Origin of the sequence: Tardiphaga sp. P9-11, assembly GCF_008329525.1 — a bacterium.
Classification (GTDB): Bacteria; Pseudomonadota; Alphaproteobacteria; order Rhizobiales; family Xanthobacteraceae; genus Tardiphaga.
The window spans coordinates 1,111,675-1,132,597 of sequence record NZ_NPKQ01000002.1; the positions used below are offsets into that span (position 1 = coordinate 1,111,675).

At 63.1% G+C, this 20,923-nt stretch carries 16 protein-coding genes and 1 riboswitch; of the genes, 6 read left to right on the forward strand and 10 right to left on the reverse strand.

The genetic code is table 11. The annotated features are described in order from the left end of the window. Nucleotides 1-8 precede the first annotated feature (8 nt). Nucleotides 9-995 carry a threonine-phosphate decarboxylase CobD gene (gene cobD, locus CIW50_RS11585; RefSeq protein WP_149531353.1) on the reverse strand — a complete coding sequence of 329 codons (987 nt, stop codon included), beginning with the start codon at nt 993-995 and terminating at the stop codon, nt 9-11. Nucleotides 996-1,046: 51 nt separating this feature from the next. Between cobD and CIW50_RS11590 the strand changes: the two genes are divergently transcribed. Next, entirely contained in the window at nt 1,047-1,868 is an 822-nt protein-coding gene (locus CIW50_RS11590) for an ABC transporter substrate-binding protein (protein WP_246664225.1), read from the forward strand. Beyond that, nucleotides 1,868-2,836 carry an adenosylcobinamide-phosphate synthase CbiB gene (gene cbiB / locus CIW50_RS11595; protein ID WP_149531355.1) on the forward strand — a complete coding sequence of 323 codons (969 nt, stop codon included), beginning with the start codon at nt 1,868-1,870 and terminating at the stop codon, nt 2,834-2,836. Before CIW50_RS11590 ends, cbiB begins: the two co-directional genes overlap by 1 nt. On the opposite strand, the gene CIW50_RS11600 is transcribed toward cbiB, so the two are convergent. From CIW50_RS11600 to CIW50_RS11625, 6 genes are all read right to left on the reverse strand, one after another. Next, nucleotides 2,809-4,296 (reverse strand): cobyric acid synthase, encoded by a 1,488-nt coding sequence (locus CIW50_RS11600; RefSeq protein ID WP_149531356.1) that lies wholly within the window; start codon nt 4,294-4,296, stop codon nt 2,809-2,811. The two genes, cbiB and CIW50_RS11600, sit on opposite strands and share 28 nt — an antisense overlap. A gap of 62 nt (nt 4,297-4,358) precedes the next feature. Continuing rightward, complete coding sequence (gene cobO / locus CIW50_RS11605; protein ID WP_149531357.1) at nt 4,359-4,985, reverse strand: cob(I)yrinic acid a,c-diamide adenosyltransferase; 627 nt, start codon at nt 4,983-4,985, stop codon at nt 4,359-4,361. After that, nucleotides 4,982-8,704 carry a cobaltochelatase subunit CobN gene (gene cobN, locus CIW50_RS11610; RefSeq protein WP_149531358.1) on the reverse strand — a complete coding sequence of 1,241 codons (3,723 nt, stop codon included), beginning with the start codon at nt 8,702-8,704 and terminating at the stop codon, nt 4,982-4,984. Before cobN ends, cobO begins: the two co-directional genes overlap by 4 nt. A gap of 15 nt (nt 8,705-8,719) precedes the next feature. Beyond that, complete coding sequence (cobW, locus tag CIW50_RS11615) at nt 8,720-9,733, reverse strand: cobalamin biosynthesis protein CobW (RefSeq protein ID WP_149531359.1); 1,014 nt, start codon at nt 9,731-9,733, stop codon at nt 8,720-8,722. Next, nucleotides 9,734-10,264, reverse strand: a complete 531-nt coding sequence (gene cobU / locus CIW50_RS11620) for a bifunctional adenosylcobinamide kinase/adenosylcobinamide-phosphate guanylyltransferase (protein ID WP_149531360.1) — start codon at nt 10,262-10,264, stop codon at nt 9,734-9,736. After that, the gene (locus CIW50_RS11625) at nt 10,261-10,710 is read right to left on the reverse strand and encodes a DUF1636 family protein (RefSeq protein WP_149531361.1); all 450 of its coding nucleotides are present in this window, start codon (nt 10,708-10,710) and stop codon (nt 10,261-10,263) included. The genes cobU and CIW50_RS11625 overlap by 4 nt, the downstream gene beginning before the upstream one ends. 109 nt (nt 10,711-10,819) lie before the next feature. Continuing rightward, nucleotides 10,820-11,010: riboswitch (cobalamin riboswitch) on the reverse strand. 99 nt (nt 11,011-11,109) lie between these two features. Here CIW50_RS11625 and cobT point away from each other — a divergent pair. Beyond that, nucleotides 11,110-12,165: a nicotinate-nucleotide--dimethylbenzimidazole phosphoribosyltransferase gene (gene cobT, locus CIW50_RS11630; protein WP_149531362.1), complete on the forward strand. Its 1,056-nt coding sequence runs from the start codon at nt 11,110-11,112 to the stop codon at nt 12,163-12,165. Further along, nucleotides 12,166-12,930, forward strand: a complete 765-nt coding sequence (cobS, locus tag CIW50_RS11635; RefSeq protein ID WP_149531363.1) for an adenosylcobinamide-GDP ribazoletransferase — start codon at nt 12,166-12,168, stop codon at nt 12,928-12,930. On the opposite strand, the gene CIW50_RS11640 is transcribed toward cobS, so the two are convergent. Beyond that, nucleotides 12,920-13,435, reverse strand: coding sequence for a tyrosine phosphatase family protein (locus CIW50_RS11640; RefSeq protein ID WP_149531364.1), 516 nt, complete (start codon nt 13,433-13,435; stop codon nt 12,920-12,922). The two genes, cobS and CIW50_RS11640, sit on opposite strands and share 11 nt — an antisense overlap. Before the next feature lie 270 nt (nt 13,436-13,705). On the opposite strand from CIW50_RS11640, the gene CIW50_RS11645 reads away from it, so the two are divergent. Further along, the gene (locus tag CIW50_RS11645; RefSeq protein WP_149531365.1) at nt 13,706-15,694 is read left to right on the forward strand and encodes a putative bifunctional diguanylate cyclase/phosphodiesterase; all 1,989 of its coding nucleotides are present in this window, start codon (nt 13,706-13,708) and stop codon (nt 15,692-15,694) included. On the opposite strand, the gene ertE is transcribed toward CIW50_RS11645, so the two are convergent. Continuing rightward, a complete protein-coding gene (gene ertE, locus CIW50_RS11650; RefSeq protein ID WP_246664226.1) occupies nt 15,691-16,956 on the reverse strand; it encodes an N-carbamyl-l-glutamate amidohydrolase ErtE in 1,266 nt (421 codons plus the stop codon). The genes CIW50_RS11645 and ertE overlap by 4 nt on opposite strands. Nucleotides 16,957-17,076: 120 nt before the next feature. Here ertE and CIW50_RS11655 point away from each other — a divergent pair, with 120 nt between their 5' ends. After that, entirely contained in the window at nt 17,077-17,835 is a 759-nt protein-coding gene (locus CIW50_RS11655; protein WP_502707454.1) for an SDR family oxidoreductase, read from the forward strand. Between the two features lie 742 nt (nt 17,836-18,577). Here the strand turns inward: CIW50_RS11655 and ligA are convergent. Further along, the gene (ligA, locus tag CIW50_RS11660; RefSeq protein ID WP_149531367.1) at nt 18,578-20,731 is read right to left on the reverse strand and encodes an NAD-dependent DNA ligase LigA; all 2,154 of its coding nucleotides are present in this window, start codon (nt 20,729-20,731) and stop codon (nt 18,578-18,580) included. Between the last annotated feature and the right edge of the window lie 192 nt (nt 20,732-20,923).

Genomic DNA, 20,923 nt, shown 5'->3' on the forward strand with positions numbered 1-20,923 from the left:
TGTGGCGGCTATTTCGCCAGCGCAGCAGCAAGCCGATTAAGCGCAGCCGCATCGGGCGGCAGACCGAACCGCAGCAGCTCATGGCTCCAGTCGAAGCGGCGGCACCAGATTTGTTGCCGCGCCAAAGCCGCATGCCACTTCAAGGCATCGACATGGCGCGTCAGCCTGTACAGCGACGTGCCGCCGACAATCTCGAAACCGGCATCGGCCAACACGGTGTCGAGCTTGATACCCTGGGCGACCAGCGCGACGCGAGTCTGCGTGGCCCAGCGCTCGTCGCGCAAAGCGGCCGCGCCGACGACCTGTGCTGGTCCGGAACAAGCCCATGGGCCAACGGCCGTTGCGATACGCTGCGCGATCAGCGGCGCAGCGAGCGCGAAGCCGAGGCGCAGGCCGGCAAGGCCGTAGAATTTTCCGAACGACCGCAGGATCACCACCGGCAGCGTTGCGCACAGCCCGACAGCGCTGATGGCGGGATCGACATCGGCAAAAGCCTCGTCGATCACAAGCCAGCCGCCACGTCGCTGCAGGATTGCTGCAACATCAGCGAGTTCGTCGCGTGTGGCGATGCGCCCGTCGGGATTGTTAGGATTGACGATCACGACATGCTTTGCGTGATCCGGCAGCGCGCTGAGGCTGCCGATCACGCCAACCTCATGTCCGCCGGCACGCCAGGCCGCGACATGCTCGTTATAGGTCGGCCCGACGATGGCCACGGCGCCCGGCTCGGCGAGATGCGGCAGCCACTGGATCAGCGCCTGCGTGCCAGCAGCGGCAACGATGTCGACGCCATCGGGCACATGGTAAGCGCCGCGCGCGGCGGACAGCAAAGCTCGTTCGTCGGCGCGCGTCGGCAGGCGTTCCCAAAGATGGCTCGGCAGGTTGGCAGGAATCGGCCACGGCCATGGATTGATCCCGGTCGAGAGATCGAGCCATTGGTCCGGCGCGCCGCCGAATTCCGCCATCGCCTGCGTGAGATCGCCACCATGTTTCATGGCAGTGTCATGCCATCATATCGGGCCAAGTGCGAGAGACTTTGGCCGGTCGTGGCCGCGACAATCGCTCTGCTCGCAGGCACTTCGCTCCAGGCCCGTGCCGCCGATCTGCCGCGCATCGCCTCGATCAATCTCTGCACCGATCAACTGCTCGTCACCCTCGCCGATCCCGAGCAGGTCCTCGGCCTCAGCCCCTATGCGCGCGATCCGTTCCGCTCCTGGGACAAGGACAAGGCGAAGGCATTCCGGCTGCTGTCCGGCGAGGCCGAGGACGTGCTGGCGCTGAAGCCGGATGTCGTTGTCGCCGGCCGCTTCACCAAGCGCGCGACCCGCGAACTCCTGAAAGAGAAGGGGCTCAAGGTCGCCGAATTCGATCCGGCCCGCTCGCTCGACGACGTCAGGAAGCAGCTCCGCCAGATGGGCGCGCTGGTCAAACATCCGGACCGTGCTGAAGCCGAAATAGCGAAACTCGATACTGCTATCGCGCAGGCCCATGCCGCCGTACAGCGCAAACCGCTGCGCGTATTGGCAGTGTCGCGGCGCGGCTGGGTGTCCGGCGGCGAAAATCTGACCACGTCGTTGCTATCAGCGGTCGGGTTGCGCAATGCCGGCGGCGAGCTCGGTCTCAAGGCCGGCGGCTTCGCTTCACTGGAAGCGATTGTCACCCTGAAGCCCGATCTGCTGCTGGTCACCGACAATACTGACTTCGCCGAAGACGAAGGCCGCGCCTTCCTGTTGCATCCAGCACTGGAGAAATTCTATCCGGCATCGAAGCGACTGGTGCTGCCCGAGCGCCTCACCGCCTGCGGCGGTCCGACCATCGTTGAAGCGCTCGATCGATTGACCACCGAAATCAGCCGCGTGGCGCCTTGATGCTGGTCCATGGCGACGCGCTCCTGCTGGTGGTCGCCGCGCTGCTGCTCGACGCCGTGATCGGCGATCCCGACTGGCTGTGGCGACGCGCACCGCATCCGGTCGTCTGGATCGGCAATGGCATCGGCTGGCTGGAACGTCGACTCAATCGTGAGAGCTGGTCGAGGCAGCAGCGCAAACTGGCAGGCGTCGTAACGGTCATTGCGCTGGTGAGTTTCGCAACGCTTGTCGGCGGCCTGCTCACCGATCTCCTCAACGACAAGTGGATCGGCTTTGCGAGCGAAGCCCTGATCGCCTCATTGCTGATCGCCCAGCGCAGCCTGTATCAGCATGTGGCGCGCGTGCATCGCGCGTTCGCCGACGGCGGCTTGCGGGCGGCACGACGGGCCGTTGCGATGATCGTCGGCCGCGATCCTGAAAGGCTGGACGATTCCGGCGTGTCGCGCGCCGCCATCGAATCCACCGCAGAGAATTTCTCCGACGGCATCGTCGCGCCGGTGTTCTGGCTGGCGCTGTTGGGCTTGCCCGGCCTGATCGCCTACAAGGCCATCAACACGGCCGATTCCATGATCGGCCATCGCAGCGTGCGGTATCAGGATTTCGGCTGGGCCGCGGCGCGGCTCGACGATCTCGTCAATCTGATCCCGGCACGACTGTCGGGAATATTGGTCGCGCTCACTGCGCCGGTCGCACGCGGATCAATCATCGCGTCATTGAAGATCATGATGCGTGACGCCTCCAAGCATCGCTCGCCCAATGCCGGCTGGCCGGAAAGTGCCATGGCTGGCGCGCTCGGGATCGCAATAGCTGGGCCACGCGTCTATGCCGAGGGTGCTGTCAACGATCCCTATCTCAATGCAGAAGGGCGTGTCGCTGTGCCCGATGACATAGGTCGAGCGCTTCGCGTGTTCGTCGCCGCTTGTGTTCTACAAGCGGCGATCTATGCCGCGCTGACGCTGCTGCTGTGACGGCTGCGGGCAATCTCGATCAGCCGATCGATATCGAGATGCATTTCGCAATGATCAGCCAGCGCATCGAGCGCAGCTTCGATCTGCGCGTCATAGGCCAGAGACGAGGCAATGCCGAGATTTGCTAGCCACGCCTTGCGAAATGCATCGCCTGTGAACAGACCATGGACGTAAGTGCCCTGTACGCGCCCATCGATCGACGCAGCACCATCAGGACGTCCATCGATCATGAGCAGCGGCCGCGCGCAGTCGCGCCCTTCGCTGCGGCCGAGATGGATTTCATACCCTTCGATTGCCGCGCCAGTCGCGCAATGCGAACCAGATACCAGCGTGGTGGATTTGTCGGCGCTCATGAGCGTTTCGATATTGAGCAACCCGAGCCCTTCGACTGTGCCCGGCGAACCATCGACACCATCGGGATCGGCGATGGTCTTGCCGAGCATCTGATAGCCACCGCAAAGACCGAGCACATGACCGCCACGACGGACATGCGCCTTGATGTCGATGTCCCAGCCCTGCGTACGCAGGAAGGCGAGATCGCCGATGGTGGACTTGCTGCCGGGAATGACGATCACGTCGGCATTGCCCGGAATGGCTTCTCCCGGCCACACGAAGACCAGCTTCACGCCGGGCTCCATGCCGAGCGGATCAAGATCGTCGAAATTGGCGATCCGTGCCAGCACCGGCACCGCGATGATGCGGGTCGATGACGAGGCATGGGTGCGATCGAGATCGACCGCATCTTCGGCCGGCAGAAACGCCGCCTGCGGCAACCATGGCAACACACCGATGGATGGCCAGCCCGTCAGCCTCGTGATCGCCGTGAGGCCATTATCGAACAGACTGGGATCACCGCGAAACTTGTTGACGATGAAGCCATGGATACGCGCGCGCTCCTCGGGTTCAAGCACCAGATGCGTACCGGCCAGGCTCGCAATGACGCCGCCGCGATCGATGTCGCCGGAGATCACGACAGGAATGTTGGCCGCTGCCGCGAAGCCCATATTGGCGATGTCGCCGGCGCGCAGATTGATCTCCGCAGGGCTGCCGGCGCCTTCGACGAGAACGATGTCCGCCTGATCTGCGAGTAGCGAGAAGCTCTCGAGAACAGCGGGCAACAGCGCCGCCTTCTTCTCCAGATAGTTCTTCGCCCGCAGCGTGCCCCAGCGCTGGCCCTGCACGATCACCTGCGCGCCGGTGTCGGTCTCCGGCTTCAACAGCACGGGGTTCATATGAACGCTCGGCTGCAGCCTGGCGGCGCGCGCTTGCACCGCCTGCGCGCGGCCGATCTCGCCGCCATCGACGGCAACGGCAGCGTTGTTCGACATGTTCTGCGGCTTGAAAGGTGCGACCTTGAGGCCACGCCGCACCAGCGCCCGCGCAAGGCCAGCGACGATCGTCGACTTGCCGGCATTGGAGCCGGTCGCCTGGATCATCAGCGCGGGCGTCGTGAGGTTCATATGGTTTCTTTCATGAGCATGATCTTTTCCGAAAACCGGTGCCCACTTTTCGGGATCATGCTTTAGAATTCGATGCCCTTCTGGCCCTTGATACCGGCGCGGAACGGATGCTTGATCAGGGTCATCTCGGTGACCAGATCGGCCATCTCGATGAGCTCGGGCTTGGCATTGCGGCCGGTAATGACCACGTGTTTGTCGGCCGGCTTCTCGTCGCGCAGGAATGTCAGCACCTCGTTGAGATCGAGATAGTCGTAACGCAACACGATATTGAGCTCATCGAGCAGCACCAGACGATGTCGGTCGTCACGGATCATCTCCTTGGCGCGCTCCCAGCCCGCAGTCGCAGCAGCGATATCACGCTCACGGTCCTGGGTGATCCAGGTGAAGCCCTCGCCCATGATGTGCAGCGTGACCAATTCGGGGAAGGTCTTCAGCAGCCGCGCTTCGCCAGTGTCCCATTCCGGCGACTTGGTGAACTGAACGATGCCGACAGGATAGCCGTGACCGATATGGCGGAACACCATGCCGAGCGCGGCCGAGGTCTTGCCCTTGCCGGTACCGGTATGGACGATCAACAGGCCCTTCTCGCCGACCTTGGTCGCCATGATCTTGTCCTTGGCCGCCTTGTGCTTGGCCGCCTTGATCTTGTGGCGGGCGTTTTCCTCGTCGTCGTGGACAGCTTCGGTCATGCGATTTCCTTTGCGATCTCTTTATGTGCCTGCGGCAGAATTTCGGCGATCAGATCGGCGGCGCGATTGGAACGCGGCGTCCACAGATCCCGGCGAATGGCTTCGGCAAAGCGCGCCGCGGTCTCGCGCAACGCCGCGGGATTGGCAGAGGCCATGAAGGCGCGGACTTCGTCATTCTCCAGGTAGGACGCGAACAACTGATCGAAATGGTGATTGGCGACGGCGTCGGTCGATGCCGCGAAGCCGAACAGATAATCCACCGTCGCCGCAATCTCGAACGCGCCTTTGTAGCCGTGACGCATCACGCCAGCGATCCATTTCGGATTCGCGCCGCGGCCACGCACGACGCGCGAAATCTCATGTGCCAGTGGCCGCGCGATTGGCGCTTCGGGCCGCGACGTGTCGATGTGGGCGACGCGCGGCGCCGAGCCGCGCAGCGTCTGCACAGTCGCTGCGAGCCCCCCGATAAACTGGTAATAGTCGTCGGAATCCAGAATGTCGTGCTCGCGGTTGTCCTGCGCCTGTGCGACGAGATCGATGCCCTTCAGCCGCTCGGCAAATTCACCGCGCGCATCCTCGCCGTCAGTTCCGCTGCCATAGGCATAGCCACCCCAATCGAGATAGACCTCGGAAATGTCGGCGCGGTTATTCCAGCCACCCTCGTCCATCAGTGCCTGCAGGCCCGCACCGTAAGCGCCGGGCTTGGAGCCGAACACACGGCGCGTCGCCTGCCGGCGCGCAATCTCGCAGGTCATGCCGCTGGCTTCGAGCGTGCGGGCACGTGCGCGGACATTGGCCGCGATGGGATTGGCGTCATCGGGTTCGTCGAGTTCGGCCACGGCACTCACGGCTGAGCCGATGATGTCCATCTGGGTCGGGAACGCGTCGCGGAACAGGCCTGAGACACGGAAGGTCACATCGACGCGCGGGCGCTTCAGTTCCGACAGTGGTGTGATCGCAAAGCCGGTGACGCGGCCCGAGGTTTCCTCCCATAGCGGGCGCGCGCCAATCAGCGCCAATGCCTGCGCGACGTCGTCGCCGCCGGTGCGCATATTGGCCGTGCCCCAGGCCGACAGCGCAATCGCGCGCGGCCATTCGCCGGCCTCCTGCCAATAGGATTCGACGAGCCGCTCCGCCGCAAGTTGTCCGATGCGCCATGCGGATGGCGTTGGCACCGCGCGGACATCGACCGCGAAGAAGTTACGTCCGGTCGGCAAAACGTCAGGGCGTCCACGCGTCGGCGCACCGGATGGGCCGGGGCGAATGAACTGACCGTCGAGGCCTTTGAGGAATGCAGCCGTCTCCGCGCCACCGCAGGCATCGATGGCGGGTCGCAGTTTCGCATTGATCCAGTGAAGTACATCGGTAGTGCGCGTCCAGGCGGTATCGCAGGGCAGCTTGCCGGAGACCAGTTGCAGCGCCAGCCCTTCGATTCGTTCGATTGTGTCACCTGTCGTGCGCCACACTGCATTGCTGACATCGGCAAGAACACCGGGGCGCGGGCCGAGATAGTCATCGGCCATATCGCGGGTCAGAGGATCGAACGCACCAAGCCCGAGATCGGCAGCTAGTGCGCGATGCAGTGACGCATCCTGCGGCTTGATCTCCGAACGCGGCAGGCGCGCGATGGACACCAAGAGATCATTGCGCTGCGCGTCCTCGGGCACGCGGCCAAAGATGTGCAACCCGTCGCGGATCTGCATCTCCTTGAGATCGCACAGATGCGCGTCGAGCGCGCGCAGCGCCTCGCCGGTCGGCGTGTCGCGGGTCACATTGACGTCGGCATCGATCTGCTGCGCGCGGGCGAGCGACAGGATGTCTTCGGCGATCACGGCAGCGCGCTTGGGGTCGAGATCGGTCGCCATGGCGTATTCGTCGACCAGATTCTCCAGCCGCGCCAGATCGTCGTGCAGTTCGGCGCGAGTCATGGGCGGCGTCAAGTGATCGATGATCACTGCGGAGGCACGGCGTTTGGCCTGGATACCCTCGCCGGGGTCATTGACGATGAACGGATAGAGATGCGGCAGCGAACCGAGCACGGCATCGGGCAGGCAATCGGCCGACAGCCCGGCGCTCTTGCCCGGCAGCCATTCGAGATTGCCGTGCTTGCCGAGATGCACAATCGCATGGGTATCGAAGTCGCGGCGCAGCCAGAGATAAAATGCGAGATAGTGATGCGGCGGCACCAGATCGGGATCGTGATAGGTGCTCTTCGGATCGATATTGTAACCACGCGCCGGCTGCACGCCGACGGTCACGTTGCCGAAGCGATGCAGACCGAGACGGAAGGCGCCATCGACCACATGCGGATCGTTCTCGGCGTTGCCCCAGCGTGATTCGATAGCAGCCCGCACATTGGTCGGCAGCGTCGCAAAGGCCGTGCGATAGTTGCCCAGCGACCAGGTCACGCCACCGCTTCGTTCCGCGCGACCGGCGAGCGCATTGGTTGGCCCTTGCTGCAATAGCTGCATCATCGCGGCCGTCGTGTCGGGCGCGCCGCCTACGACATATCCGGCCTCGCCCATGGCGGCGATCACATCGACCAGGCTCTGCGGCGTATCGAGGCCCACGCCATTGGCAAGGCGTCCATCGCGATTGGGATAATTGGCCAGGATCAGCGCGACGCGACGCTCGCTCGCGGAGGTTCGGCGCAAGCGCACCCAGGCGCGCGCCAGATCGGCGGTCGCATCGATGCGATCCTGCACAGGCTGCAGTGTGGTCGGTGCAAAGCCGCCGTCGCTGGTGCCACGTTCCTTGAAGGCGATGGCATTGGCGAAGATGCGCCCATCGACTTCCGGCAGGACTACATGCATCGCCAGATCGCGTGGTGCAAGGCCTCGGGTCGATGCTTCCCAGCTGGCGCGCGAGATGCCGGCATGCGCAACCTGAAGGATCGGACAGCCTGATGCCGACAACACGCCGGCATCGTCATGCGCCGTCGCGGTAGCGAAGGCCGTGGCATTGATGATGATATCCGGTGGATAGGCCGCCAGCGCTGCACGCAGGAAAGCAGCAGAGCGCTCGTCCTTCAGGCTCGTGACATAGAGGCACACGGCGTTGAGACCGCGCGCGTCCAGCGACAAGCGCAGCGCCTCGATTGCAGCCGTGTCACCGCCTGCCACCAGCGCGCGGTAAAAGATCACAATCGCATTCGGTCGCTCAGCCGTCGCAGGCTCGCTGGGCCAGAAGCCGGCCGAGGGCATCGGGCGCGCAGCGGGAGGTTTCTCTCCGTAGCCGATCAGATGCGCGGCGTAACGCAATGCGAGCTGCGCGTTGTCGAAACCACCTTCGCTGCAATAACGCCAGAGTGCGTGGGTGTCGTCGCTGCTGATAGTGCCACGCGCGGCCAGTTCGGCATTCCAGTCCATCTCGCCCGGGAGACAGGCGAACCTGGCGCCGCGACTCAGTGCGTCGCTGCGCAGGCTCTCGACGCCATGGGGCCAATAGCTGATACCGCCGAGCATACGCAGCACGACGATCTTCGCCCTGGCCAGCGTGCGCTCGACATAGAGATCGACCGACGCAGGATGACCGAGCGCCAGCATGTTGGTGAAGCGCACGCTGGGGAAATCGCCCGGCAGCATCGCATGCGCCGCGTTGAACGCCGCCAGATCGCTGTCCGCCGCCGACAGCACGACGATATCGGCAGTGTCCTGCCCGAGATCGCGGGCGACGTCGCCGTAGTCAATGCTGCCGGAGGTATCAAGCTTCAGATGCATGCGGGTGAACCTGCGTTACCCGGCGAGTGCCCTTCGCACGGCGTCGCCGTCGAATCCCTTGAGGCCGATCACCACGAGGTGCTCGGCCTGCGCCACATCCGGCCGAGCGAAGGCGAGATCGACGCGGGCGCCAACGGCCTGCACCACGATCGGCGCGGATTTATCGGCGATGCGGGCATGGCCCTTCACACGGAGGACGCCGTCGAGGCCAAGTGCGTCGCTGATCCGTGCGCGCATCGCGTCGATGCTGGCCGCAGCGGTGGGCCTGACGACGATGCTGTCGAAATCGTCATGGTCGTGTTCTTCTTCCTCGCCGTGATGACCGACGCGGGCGGCCATGTCGTCCTCAGCGGCGGCGTTAAGGCCGATCAGCACCGATGGCGCGAGATCGCCCTTTGAGCGCACGATGCTGACACCGGGGCGCAACATGGCCTTCAACTTGGCTTCGATCTCGGCGAGCTTCTCTGGAGCGACGAGATCGCTTTTCGACAGCACCACGAGGTCGGCGCAAGCGAGCTGGTCCTCGAACACTTCCTCGATGGGATCGTCGTGCTCGATGCCCTCGTCCTTGGCGCGCTGCTCGGCAACGGCGTCTTCATCCAGCGTGACACGGCCTTCAGAAAGCGCCAGCGCGTCGACGACAGTGACGACGCCATCGACAGTGGCGCGGGTCTTCACCGCGGGCCATGCGAAAGCCTTCAGCAACGGCTGCGGCAGCGCGAGACCCGACGTCTCGATGACGATGGCGTCGAGCGGGCGTTCACGCGACAACAGCTTGTCCATGGTCGGCACGAAATCATCGGCCACGGTGCAGCAGATGCAGCCATTGGTGAGCTCGACAATATCGCCGGGTGCGCAGGCTTTCGCCGCGCATTCTTCGACAAGACCGCCATCAAAGCCGGCATCGCCGAATTCATTGACGATCACGGCGATGCGACGGCCGTCGGCCTGTGTCAGCAGCGAGCGCAGCAGCGTGGTCTTGCCGGCGCCGAGAAATCCGGTGAGGACGGTGACGGGAACGCGGGACATTCAATTCTCCTGGGAATGCTTGAGCCAGAGCGGAAGCCCGGCTGCAACAAAAGCAACATTCGGCACTGCGGCCGCGATAATCTGGTTGAGCCGGCCCTGCGCATCGCGAAAAGCGCGGCCGAGCGGGGTGTCCGGCACGAGGCCGAGACCGACTTCGTTGGACACGAAGACGATTGGGTAGCGCGAGACGTCGAGGAACCGCACGAGGCGCTTTGCCTCGATCTCCGGATCACGCTCAGCAAACACCAAATTCGACAGCCACAATGTCAGGCAATCCACCAGCACGACGCGCCCGACCGTGGCCTCGCGCGTCAGCGCATCGACCAGCGCTAGCGGCTCTTCGATCGTGATCCAGCCTTCGCCGCGCTGGTTTCGATGCTGCGCGATGCGGGCGTGCATTTCGTCATCACCCGCCGTTGCCGTGGCCAGATAGATCTTCGTCAGGCCAATGCCATCGACCAGCCTTTCGGCGAAGGACGACTTGCCGGAGCGCGCACCGCCCAGCACCAGTGTTGTTGTAGCGGCGGTCATTTCGGCGCACGCCCGTCTTCGGGCGACCAACGTAATGGCGGCACGCGCGCAACCATGCCCTTGCGCAACACCTCGGCGCGCTCGCGCCAAGGTACGAGGCCGTAGTCGGATTTTTGATAGGACTCGACGAAAGACACCAGCGCGGCACTTCCGCTGTCGGTCTGCAGGTCGCCGAACAGGAACGTGTAGCCATCAGGGCTCGTCACCGCGACCGTTGCCGGCCGCTTGCAGACGCTGAGACACTGCACCGGGCGCACCATGACGGCGGCAGCGCCATCGCCGAGTGCGGCCTTCACGGCATCGAACATATCCGGGCCAACGATGGCGCCAGTGTCGGAAGCCTTGCAGCTGATGCAGACGCTCACGACGACAGGCCCGGTCGGCACGGGGCGCGGCGGTTCGACCGGAATCTGTTCGCCAGAGATGTCGGCGTTGTCGTGATCCATTACATGCTCAGTTCATGCCCTCGCGGGCCTACGAGCTTTGTTGGATCGCGCCGACAGCACGGCCGTCGGTTCGCTCCCGTCCGGTGCACCCCGCCCCGACGACGCCTCCAAAGCACAGTTCGTGATGGCAGGTCTCCTGGCTCGCGAGTCAAAGCCTGCAGCCGCCTTCCCAAGAATTCTGAAGAATTCCCAGTGGCACCGGCGCGGGCTCGTCGCTTACAGTTGCGGGGGCAGCGCCGGCCTCAAACCGGCTTCCCTATTCACCTTCCACACGGAAGGACCATCGCAAAAGACGCTATCTGCCGGGTGCGCCGGGGTCAACCACGCCGGCAAGCTACCGCCCGGAGCTGTTGACCTTGCAGGCCGTCTTGCGTCAGTTAGGCCGCGAAAAGGAACCCTATGTCCGCCCATTCTCAGTCCTTGTGGCAGCCACCCGCCATTGCGCCCGTCGACCCGCAGATCGCGGCAGGCATCCGCGCCGTCATCGACGGCAAGGCCAAACCGCCGGGATCGTTGGGACGAATCGAGGACCTGGCGCTTCAGCTCGGCATGATCCGGCATCCGGGCGAACCGCGCGGCGACAATGCCGTGCTGCTGGTATTCGCAGGGGATCACGGGCTCGTCGCCGAGGGCGTGTCGCAATATTCGTCGGCTGTCACCGTTGCAATGGTGATGACCTATCTGGCCGGCCGCGCCACAGCGAATGCTTTCGCCGCGGCCAATGACATCGGTGTGCGCGTGATCGACATCGGTGTCGCCGCCGAATTGCCGGTGCACCCGAAGCTGATCGACGCCAAGGTGCGCATGGGCACGGCCAATGCTGCGCGTGAGCCCGCGATGACCGCAGAACACGCGGCCGATGCGTTGGCGCGCGGCTTCAGAATTGCCGTCGGCGAAATCAAGGCCGGCGCCGACATCATCGCGCTCGGCGAAATGGGAATTGGCAATACGGCGTCCTCGGCGCTGGTGGTGCATCGGCTCGCGCCGGCACCGTTGGATGATTGCATCGGCGTCGGCGCCGGGCAGGATGACGCCGGCATGGCGCGCAAGCGCGCGGCGATCGCCAAGGCGGCGGCGCGCAGCAATGTGACCGCACCGCTGGATGTGCTGGCCGAATTCGGCGGACTGGAAATTGCCGGCATGACCGGAGCGATCCTCGGCGCGGCTTCGCAACGGCGGCCGGTGATCATCGACGGCTTCATCTCCAGCGCTGCGGCACTGCTCGCTGTTCGCCTGTCCCCGGCTGCACGCGACTACTGCGTCTTCGCACATCGTTCGGCCGAACGCGGCCACGACATCGTCCTCAGCGCACTGGAAGCCAGGCCGCTGCTCGATCTCGGGCTGCGCCTCGGTGAAGGCACCGGTGCACTGCTTGCGGTGCCGCTGGTCCGTGCCGCCGCGCGCATGCTGACCGACGTCGCCAGCCTCGACGACGTGCTGGCCGGAAAAATCTAAATGAGACCGGATCCGCATCTGCTGAATGCGATCCGTTTTTTGACGGTGCTGCCTGTGTCGGCGTCTGCCGACGCACCAGCACCTGACTGGCTTGCGCGTGCGATGAAGTATTTTCCTCTCGTCGGTGCCGGCATCGGCGCCGCATCGGCGATCGTATTTCTCGTCGCCAGCGAATTCTGGTCGCCACTGATTGCTGCCCTGCTGGCCGTCGCCACGAGTATCGTCCTGACCGGCGCACTGCATGAGGACGGCCTGGCTGACACCGCTGACGGTTTCGGCGGGGGGTGGACCATCGAGAAGCGTCTCGCCATCATGAAGGATAGCCGCATCGGCACCTATGGTGCGCTGGCGCTTGGCCTCGGCACGGCGCTGCGTATCGCGGCGCTGACCACATTGCCTGTCTGGGCCGGCGCGGCAGCTCTCCTTGCTGTCCATGCCGTAGCACGCGCCATGCCGGCTTTCGTCATGAACCGCCTGCCCTATAGCGGCGACACCAATACGATGAAGGTTTCCTACGCCGACGCACCTGTACAATCCGAAGAGTTGATCTTTGCGCTCATCGTCGTCGCATGCGCAGCGATCCCGCTGGCGCTCGTCTCGTTGGCATCGCTCGTTGCGGGACTTCTGCTCGGCGCAGCCCTCGCCATGCTGCTCGCGCTCTGGTCGCGCCGTCTGATCGGCGGTTACACCGGCGATGTGCTCGGTGCCGTCGAGCAATTATTCGAGATCGGATTTCTGCTCGGCGTCGCAGCCATCATCCGATAGGCCACGTCAGCGGAAGCTGATACGGCTCGCCTTCAAAGGCGTCGGCGCCGCGGCCGATGCGGGCGATCGCTTCGACCATACGGCCTTCGCGGTTCAATTGTTTATCGGCGAGCTGCACCATCAATCTGTTCGGCGTCACATAAGGCGAACGCTTGCGTAGCTCATCTGCAATTGCGGCCTCGTAGCCCGGATTGCGATCGCAGGCGATTGCATAGGCCGCCGCGCTGGAACGGCTGATACCGGCCCAGCAGTGAATGAGCATCGGGCGCTCGACGACGCTGCCGCGGCCGAATTCGAGAATGGTATCCACGACGACGGCATCGGGCGCGATCAGGTCCGGCGTCGCTTCGACGATATCGTGAAAGGTCAGCTCCACATGGCGCTCACGCGCCAATCCGCTCCAGTTGCGCGCAGTCGCCGTCGGCGACAGCAGTGTCAGCAGATCGAAGGACGGCAGCGTGTCTGCCACAGCAGCAAGGCCTCCGAGCGAGCTCACATAGATCATTCGAACACCTGCTCGTTGCTGTCATGTCCTTCCTCTCACCCACGGCGGATGGACCTTCTTCAACCTCATGCCGCTGCGATGTCGCTGATGCAAGGTCGGTTTCTTAATACCACTTCCGGCCTTTTCGCACCTGCACCATCGTAAACAGAAGGAAATACACCAATCGGAACAATCGGTTACCTTCTCGAACTTTCGGTAATCGAGGCAGGCCAATCTTAAAGAAGTTGCGATAGGTATCTAACGCACCAGCGCAGAGTCCAGGACGGTACGATGCTGAACTACTTCGAAATGGCGGCATCGCAAATCCGAACGATCTTCCGCGTGCCGCGCGAAAACCCCGAGCTGGTGGAGGCGAAACTCGCTGCCTTCACCCGTCAGGTGCCGATGATGTATGCGCTGGTGGTCGTCAACACGACGGCACTTGCGATTACCTTTTATGGCACTGCGCCATATCTGCTTACCGTGTATCTCCCTGTCGCATTCGCCGCAATCTGTGTGATGCGGATGCTGAGCTGGTTGAGAACGCGGAACACCACGCTGTCACTCAACCAGGCCGTGGAAAAGCTCACCGGCTCGATCATCTTTGCCGGCATTCTCGGCGTCGCGTTCTCTGCCTGGAGCCTCAGCCTGTTTCCCTATGGCGACGCCTATAGCAAAAGCCACATTGCGTTCTTTATGGCCGTGACATCGATCGGCTGCGGCTTTTGCCTCATGCATCTGCGCGCGGCAGCGCTCATCGTGACGACGCTTGTTGTCCTGCCCTTCGCATTCTTCTTCGGATCGAGTGGCAATACTGTCTTTGTCTCCATCGCCTTCAACTTCGTCGTGGTCATCGGCGCCATTCTCTTCATGCTGCTCGGCAACTATTCCGATTTCGAGAAGCGGGTGAATTCTGAGAAAGCGCTGCGTATCAAGCAGGCCGAACTACAGTTGCTGAGCGACACGAATTTTCGGAATTCGAATATCGACAGCCTCACCGGTCTCCCCAATCGCCGGAACTTCTTTGCCGAGCTTGAACGTGGCATTGTCAATACTGAGCATCGTGGCGGCGGCCTGCTGCTCGGTATCCTGGATCTTGATGGCTTCAAGCCGATCAATGATATCCATGGGCACTGCATGGGTGATCGCTTGCTGGTCGAGGTCGCAGACAGACTGCGCGCACATCTTGCCCCTCACGTGTTTCTGGGCAGACTGGGCGGCGACGAATTCGTCATGTTCAGCGACCAGTTGCTCGACCCGGATGCAATTGTTGAAGCGGAAGAGAGCATCGAGAATCTGTTCGATATCCCGTTCGAGATTGAGAACATTGCGGTACGCATCCGCTGCTCGATCGGATATGCCGAATTTCCGGACACGGCCAAGACCGCGCAGGATTTGTTCGAGCGCGCCGATTACGCGCTCTTTTTTGCCAAGCAGCACAAGCGTGGCAACGCCGTCCGGTTTTCTGCAGAACATGAAGCCGACATCCGCGAGGCCAGCTCCGTGAGCAGGGCCTTGGCCAATGCCGACCTCGATCGGGAATTGTGGATCGCCTATCAGCCGATCATTGACGCAACAACGCAGCAGCCCGCGAGCTTCGAAGCCCTGGCGCGCTGGAACAGCCCGGAGCTCGGCAACGTTCCACCGATGAGCTTCATTGTCGCCGCCGAGCGCTCAGGCATGATCGGTCAGTTGACCCCGTTGCTGCTGCGCAAGGCCCTCGAAGGTGCAGCGACATGGCCGGAGCACGTCCGGATTTCGTTCAACCTTTCCGCGGTTGATGTCGCCTCACCCCTGTCGATCCTCAAGATCATCGGTATCGTTCAACAGAGCGGCGTCAAAGCGAGCCGCATCGACTTCGAGATCACCGAGACCGCAGTGATGGGTAACCTCGCGCAAGCAACCGAAGCGTTGAATGCCCTAAAAGCTCTTGGCGCACGTATTTCGCTCGACGATTTCGGCACCGGCTATTCGAGCCTGAGCTGCATTCGCGAATTGCCGCTGGACAAGGTCAAGATCGATCGCAGCTTCATCAGCAAGATCGAGACAGATTATGCCTCACGGCTGATCCTGCGCACGATGATCGGACTGTGCAACGGCCTCGGACATGACTGCATCGTCGAAGGCGTCGAGACCGGCGAACAGGTCGACTTCCTGCGTAGGGAGGACTGCCGTTTCATGCAGGGCTACTTCTTCGCCAAGCCGATGAACATCGAGCAGGTCGGGGATTATCTCCACTCCGCTCAATTCAGCATGCTGGCCGAACGCACTGCCAGCTAGTCGTTCTGCCCGTCGAGCAGCCGCACCGCCTCGAACAGCGTCGCCGCACCGATGGCCAGTTGCTCCGGCTCCGACCATTCTTCCGGGCAATGGCTCTTGCCGTCTTTGGACGGAATGAACAGCATCGCGCTGCGACCGATATGCGACATGAAAGCGGCATCGTGACCAGCCCCTGACGCCAGCCGTGTCGTGGAATAGCCAAGCTTGGCTGCGCTGCGGCCGAGAATATCGAGCAGATGATCGTCGCACGGCGCTGGAGGATTCTGCGAGATCAGTGCAAAGCGTTCGCGATCGACTTTCGCACGCTTGGCGATGGCCAGACTCTCGCGATCCAGCAGTGCCACGAATTCATCGACCAGCGCGGCCTTCTCCGCACGGATATCGAGGATCAGGCGCGCACTGCCGGGAACGACGTTGGCGGCATTCGGGCTGATCTCGAGGATCCCCGTGGTGGCGACGAAGTGGCCGTGCTTGCGCGCCGCAAATGCGTTGGCCTGCTGTGCGACGAGCAGTACGAGTTCGGCGGCAGGAAGGCTCGCATCCCTGCGATATTCCATCAGCGTCGAGCCAGCGTGATCGGCGGCGCCCTTCAACACGATCTCGACGCGGGTGATACCGGCGATCCCGGTGACGAGACCGAGATCGAGCTTCTTGCTTTCCAGCACGACGCCCTGCTCGATGTGCAATTCGAGATAGCCGACGAATTTTGGCTTCGACATCGCCGCGATGGCCGCGGGGTCGCCGCCGATGCGCTTGATGGCATCGGCCAGCGTCTCGCCGACCGCGTTGGTGTAAGTCAGCATTCTGGCATCAAGCTCGCCAACCATGGCGCGGCTGCCGACGCAGGACAGACCGTATTCGCTGGGCTCCTCGGCGAGAAAGTCCACGATCTCGATCGGGTGTCGCGGCTTGTAGCCGGAAGCCTGCAACGCGCGCACCGCTTCCAGCGCCGTGAGAATGCCGGAGATGCCGTCGAAGCGTCCGCCGGATGGCACCGTATCGGAATGCGAGCCCAGTATGATCGGGGGCAGGCCCGCGACACTGCCTTCCAGCCGGGCAATCACGTTGGCGGCGGCATCCATCCGAACCGTCATGCCGGCCGCGATATATTGCTCATGCAGCCACGCGCGCCCCTCGAGAAAGCGCTGCGAGAACGACCGCCGCGTCCATGGCTTGTCGGGATCGGTGATGGCGGCGAGCGCCATGTGGTCATCCCAGAGGCGGTTCTGATCGATAGGCGGCTTGGCGTCGGTCGGCATCATCGGCATGAGGCTCATGAATTGGCGGCACTGGCTTTGGTGCCGTAATTGTTGAACACTTTGGGCATCGTGACGCAAGAAACGATGGACATCGCGAAGCAAGAAACGATCAGGGAGAAAATCGTGACCAGCAAGACCAGGATTGCATGGGTGACCGGCGGCGGCACCGGAATCGGCAGAGCAGGTGCAGAGGCGCTGCTGGCGGACGGTTGGACGGTGGTCATTTCCGGCCGCCGCGCAGACGTCCTGAAGGGCGTGGCCGACGAACTCGGCGCCGGCGGCAAACCCGTGGAGGCCAATTCTGTTGAAGCCATGGCGCTGGATGTCAGCAATGCCGACGACGTCAACAAGGTCGCGCAGGCCATCCTCGCCAAACATGGCCGCATCGACCTGCTGGTGAACAGCGCCGGCATCAATGTGCCGAAGCGCAGCTGGGAAGACGTGACGCAGGACGGCTGGGACCAGATCGTCGACATCAACCTCAACGGCGTGATGTATTGCATGCGTGCCGTGCTGCCCGCGATGCGCGCGCAGAAGGACGGCTGCATCATCAATGTCGCCTCATGGGCCGGGCGCATCGTCTCAAAGATGACGGGACCGGCCTACACCGCCACCAAGCATGCGGTACTGGCGCTGACCCATTCCTTCAACATGGACGAATGCGTCAACGGGCTGCGCGCCTGCTGCCTGTCACCGGGCGAGGTTGCCACGCCGATCATGAAGAATCGTCCAGTGCCGCCGAGCGACGAGGTGATGGCGCGGATGCTGCAGCCCGACGATCTCGGCAAGACCATCGCCTTCATCGCCGGCATGCCGCCGCATGTCTGCATCAACGAGGTGCTGATCAGCCCGACCTGGAATCGCAGCTTTCTGGCGATGTGAGGGTTCTTGTCCCTCCCCGTACTTGCGTGGGGTCTGGCGGACGGTTCATCCGCCAGACCCACTGCGCAGCTACGCTGCTTGAGGGAGGATATCGCGACCGCCTGCGCGTCTCAGCTTCTTCGATTTTCAAACAGCCACTGTTCTCGACAACACATACGCTTCAGACATGCGTCATCAACCCTGTTATTTGCGGCGCGGGGGCGCCGTCGTCTCTCGCATTCCCACCCTCTGTTGAGAGGGCGTGCGGAACGCCGGGTGCCCGTTGCACCCTTGGGCCTGATGCGAATGCGGTCTTCCGCAATAGTGAATGCATCAGGACTTTCGGACGCGCAGGGCAAGTGCCCAGCGTTCCGCACGCGGTGTTTGACGGGGTGCCCGGCTTTCCAGATGAACCCTCAGACCCACCATTATTAGACCCCATTGCGATGAGGTCGGATTAGCGCAGCCAAGAACCGAACGCCTCGGATGAAGTCGTCCGTCACACTGTCCAGAGGGTCTTTCCATCTCAAGGCCGGCCGTCTCCTTGCCAGTGGCAGTGCTGGCGCAAATCCGTCCTGCCCGAAGACAGACGTCCCCCATGAACCGCGTGACGCCGCATCTCCGGCGCCCACCGCATCCCACCCCGCGAACGTGACGATCGCGATCGCCCCTCTCGGTGGGGCAGGACGAATGGGAATATAAACCTGATGAAGATACTGTCAACAGAGGATAGGAAAAAATGTTTGGGCGCTGTCTTGGCGCCCTACCCCCCGATCAGCGCCAGCCACTCGTCTTCGGTGAGCACGGCCACGCCAAGATCGCGCGCCTTGGTGAGCTTGGAGCCGGCATCCTCGCCAGCCACCACGTAATCCGTCTTCTTCGACACCGAGCCTGCGACCTTGGCACCGAGCCGTTCCGCCCCAGCCTTGGCCTCGTCGCGGGTGAATTTGGTGAGCGACCCCGTGAACACCACGGTCTTGCCGGCCACCGGCGTATCGGTCTTGGCCTGCGCAACATCGAGCACCTCGATCTCGCTCAGCAACTCGTCAAGCGCTTTCACATTACGTTTCTCGGCGAAGAATTCGACCACCGCGTCCGCGACGATCTCGCCGACGCCATCGATGGCATTGAGATCGGCATAGGCTTCGGAAATGTTGCCTTCCTCGCCCTGCCCCGCTGCCGCCGCCAGCATCGCCTCGCGGAATGCCGCGAACGATCCGTAATGCCGCGCCAGCAGTTTCGCATTGCCCTCGCCGATATGGCGGATGCCGAGTGCAAAGATCAGGCGATTGAGCTCGATCTTGCGGCGATCGTCGATGGCGGCAAACAGGTTACGCACCGAGGTCTCGCCATAGCCCTCGCGGTCGCGCAGCTTCTTGTTGGCGCGCTCGTCGCGCTTGGCCAGCGTGAAGATATCGACGGGATGCATGATGATGCCCTCGTCGTAGAATTCCTGGATCTGCTTGTCGCCGAGCCCGTCGATATCGAAGGCCAGTCGCGAGACGAAATGCTTGAGCTTCTCGACCGCCTGCGCCGGACACACCAGCGCGCCGGTGCAACGCGTGACGACTTCGTCATTCTCGCGGATCGCATGGCTGCCGCAGACCGGACACTTGGCGGGAAATTCATACGGCTTCGCACTCTTCGGGCGCTTGTCGAGGACGACATTGACGACCTGCGGGATGACATCGCCGGCGCGCTGCACGATCACGGTGTCGCCTTCACGGATATCGACGCCGTCGCGCAGCGGCTGGCCGTCATTGCCGATGCCTTTGATGTAATCGGCATTGTGCAGCGTTGCATTCGACACCACGACACCGCCCACCGTGATCGGCGTCAGCCGCGCCACCGGCGTCAGCGCGCCGGTGCGGCCGACCTGGATGTCGATCTTTTCCAGTACCGTCGTCGCCTGCTCGGCCGCGAATTTATGTGCGATCGCCCAGCGCGGCGCGCGGCCGGCAAAACCCAATCGCGCCTGCCAGTCGATGCGGTCGACCTTGTAGACGACACCGTCGATGTCATAGCCGAGCTTCGCGCGGATCTCGCCGATGCGCCGATAGAAGGCGAGCGCGTCGTCCACGCTCTTGCAGAGCGTGATCTCGGGATTGACGGTGAAGCCGGCCTTGTCGAGCCAGCCGATCATCGCGTGCTGGGTCGGCTCCGGCATCGGATAATCCGACATCTCGCCCCAGGCATAGGCGAAGAATTTCAGCGGACGTGACGCGGTGATCGCCACGTCTTTCTGGCGCAATGAGCCCGCTGCCGAGTTGCGCGGATTTGCGAACACGGTGTCGCCGGCCTCTTCCTGCTTTTTATTCAGGGCAAGGAAATCGCTCTTCAGCATATAGACCTCGCCGCGCAATTCGCAGGCGGCGGGGATGTGCTTGCCCTTCAGTGTCGAAGGGATGTCCTTGATAGTGCGCACATTGGCGGTGACATCCTCACCGGTGAAACCGTCGCCGCGGGTGGCGGCGCGGATCAGTTCGCCATTCTCGTAGCGCAACGACAGCGAGAGGCCGTCGATCTTCGGCTCGGCAACGATCGCCGGGATTTCATCGAGCTTGAGGAAGCGCTGGATGCGGGTCACGAATTCAGTGACCTCTTCGTCGCTGAACGCATTGCCGAGCGAAAGCATCGGCACCACGTGCTGGATTTTCGCGAAGCCACGCGCCGGCGCGGCGCCCACCGTCTGCGTCGGCGAGGCGCCGGTGACGAGATCGGGAAATTTCGCCTCGATCGCCTCGACGCGGCGACGCAGCGCGTCGTACTCGGCGTCCGACACCGTCGGCGCGTCGTCCTGATAATAGCGTTTGTTGTGTCCCTCCATCTCCAGCGACAGCCGCATCAGCTCGACCTTGGCTTTGGGCCTGGTGAGCGTGGAGATATCGGGGGGAGTGGTTCTTGATGTCTTCGCCATGGCCCAGAATAACGTGTTGCGCAGGCGCCAACAACGGGCTGCCCAATACTGTCATTCCGGGACGCGTGAGCACTTGCGCGCGCGAACCTCCGCCACTCCAATTGGAGTGACGGGGAATCTCGACGCGTTCAGCGTGCGGCTAGGCAAAGTGCTATCATGCTGAGGTTCCGGGTTCGCGCCTCTGGCGCGCCC

Excerpts from the sequence above, each read along its gene's own strand:
- cobD (WP_149531353.1), bottom strand. The coding sequence starts at position 995 with ATGAAACATGGTGGCGATCTCACGCAGGCGATGGCGGAATTCGGCGGC.
- cbiB (WP_149531355.1), top strand. The coding sequence starts at position 1,868 with ATGCTGGTCCATGGCGACGCGCTCCTGCTGGTGGTCGCCGCGCTGCTG.
- CIW50_RS11600 (WP_149531356.1), bottom strand. The coding sequence starts at position 4,296 with ATGAACCTCACGACGCCCGCGCTGATGATCCAGGCGACCGGCTCCAAT.
- cobO (WP_149531357.1), bottom strand. The coding sequence starts at position 4,985 with ATGACCGAAGCTGTCCACGACGACGAGGAAAACGCCCGCCACAAGATC.
- cobN (WP_149531358.1), bottom strand. The coding sequence starts at position 8,704 with ATGCATCTGAAGCTTGATACCTCCGGCAGCATTGACTACGGCGACGTC.
- cobW (WP_149531359.1), bottom strand. The coding sequence starts at position 9,733 with ATGTCCCGCGTTCCCGTCACCGTCCTCACCGGATTTCTCGGCGCCGGC.
- cobU (WP_149531360.1), bottom strand. The coding sequence starts at position 10,264 with ATGACCGCCGCTACAACAACACTGGTGCTGGGCGGTGCGCGCTCCGGC.
- CIW50_RS11625 (WP_149531361.1), bottom strand. The coding sequence starts at position 10,710 with ATGGATCACGACAACGCCGACATCTCTGGCGAACAGATTCCGGTCGAA.
- cobT (WP_149531362.1), top strand. The coding sequence starts at position 11,110 with ATGTCCGCCCATTCTCAGTCCTTGTGGCAGCCACCCGCCATTGCGCCC.
- cobS (WP_149531363.1), top strand. The coding sequence starts at position 12,166 with ATGAGACCGGATCCGCATCTGCTGAATGCGATCCGTTTTTTGACGGTG.
- CIW50_RS11640 (WP_149531364.1), bottom strand. The coding sequence starts at position 13,435 with ATGATCTATGTGAGCTCGCTCGGAGGCCTTGCTGCTGTGGCAGACACG.
- CIW50_RS11645 (WP_149531365.1), top strand. The coding sequence starts at position 13,706 with ATGCTGAACTACTTCGAAATGGCGGCATCGCAAATCCGAACGATCTTC.
- ertE (WP_246664226.1), bottom strand. The coding sequence starts at position 16,956 with ATGATGCCGACCGACGCCAAGCCGCCTATCGATCAGAACCGCCTCTGG.
- ligA (WP_149531367.1), bottom strand. The coding sequence starts at position 20,731 with ATGGCGAAGACATCAAGAACCACTCCCCCCGATATCTCCACGCTCACC.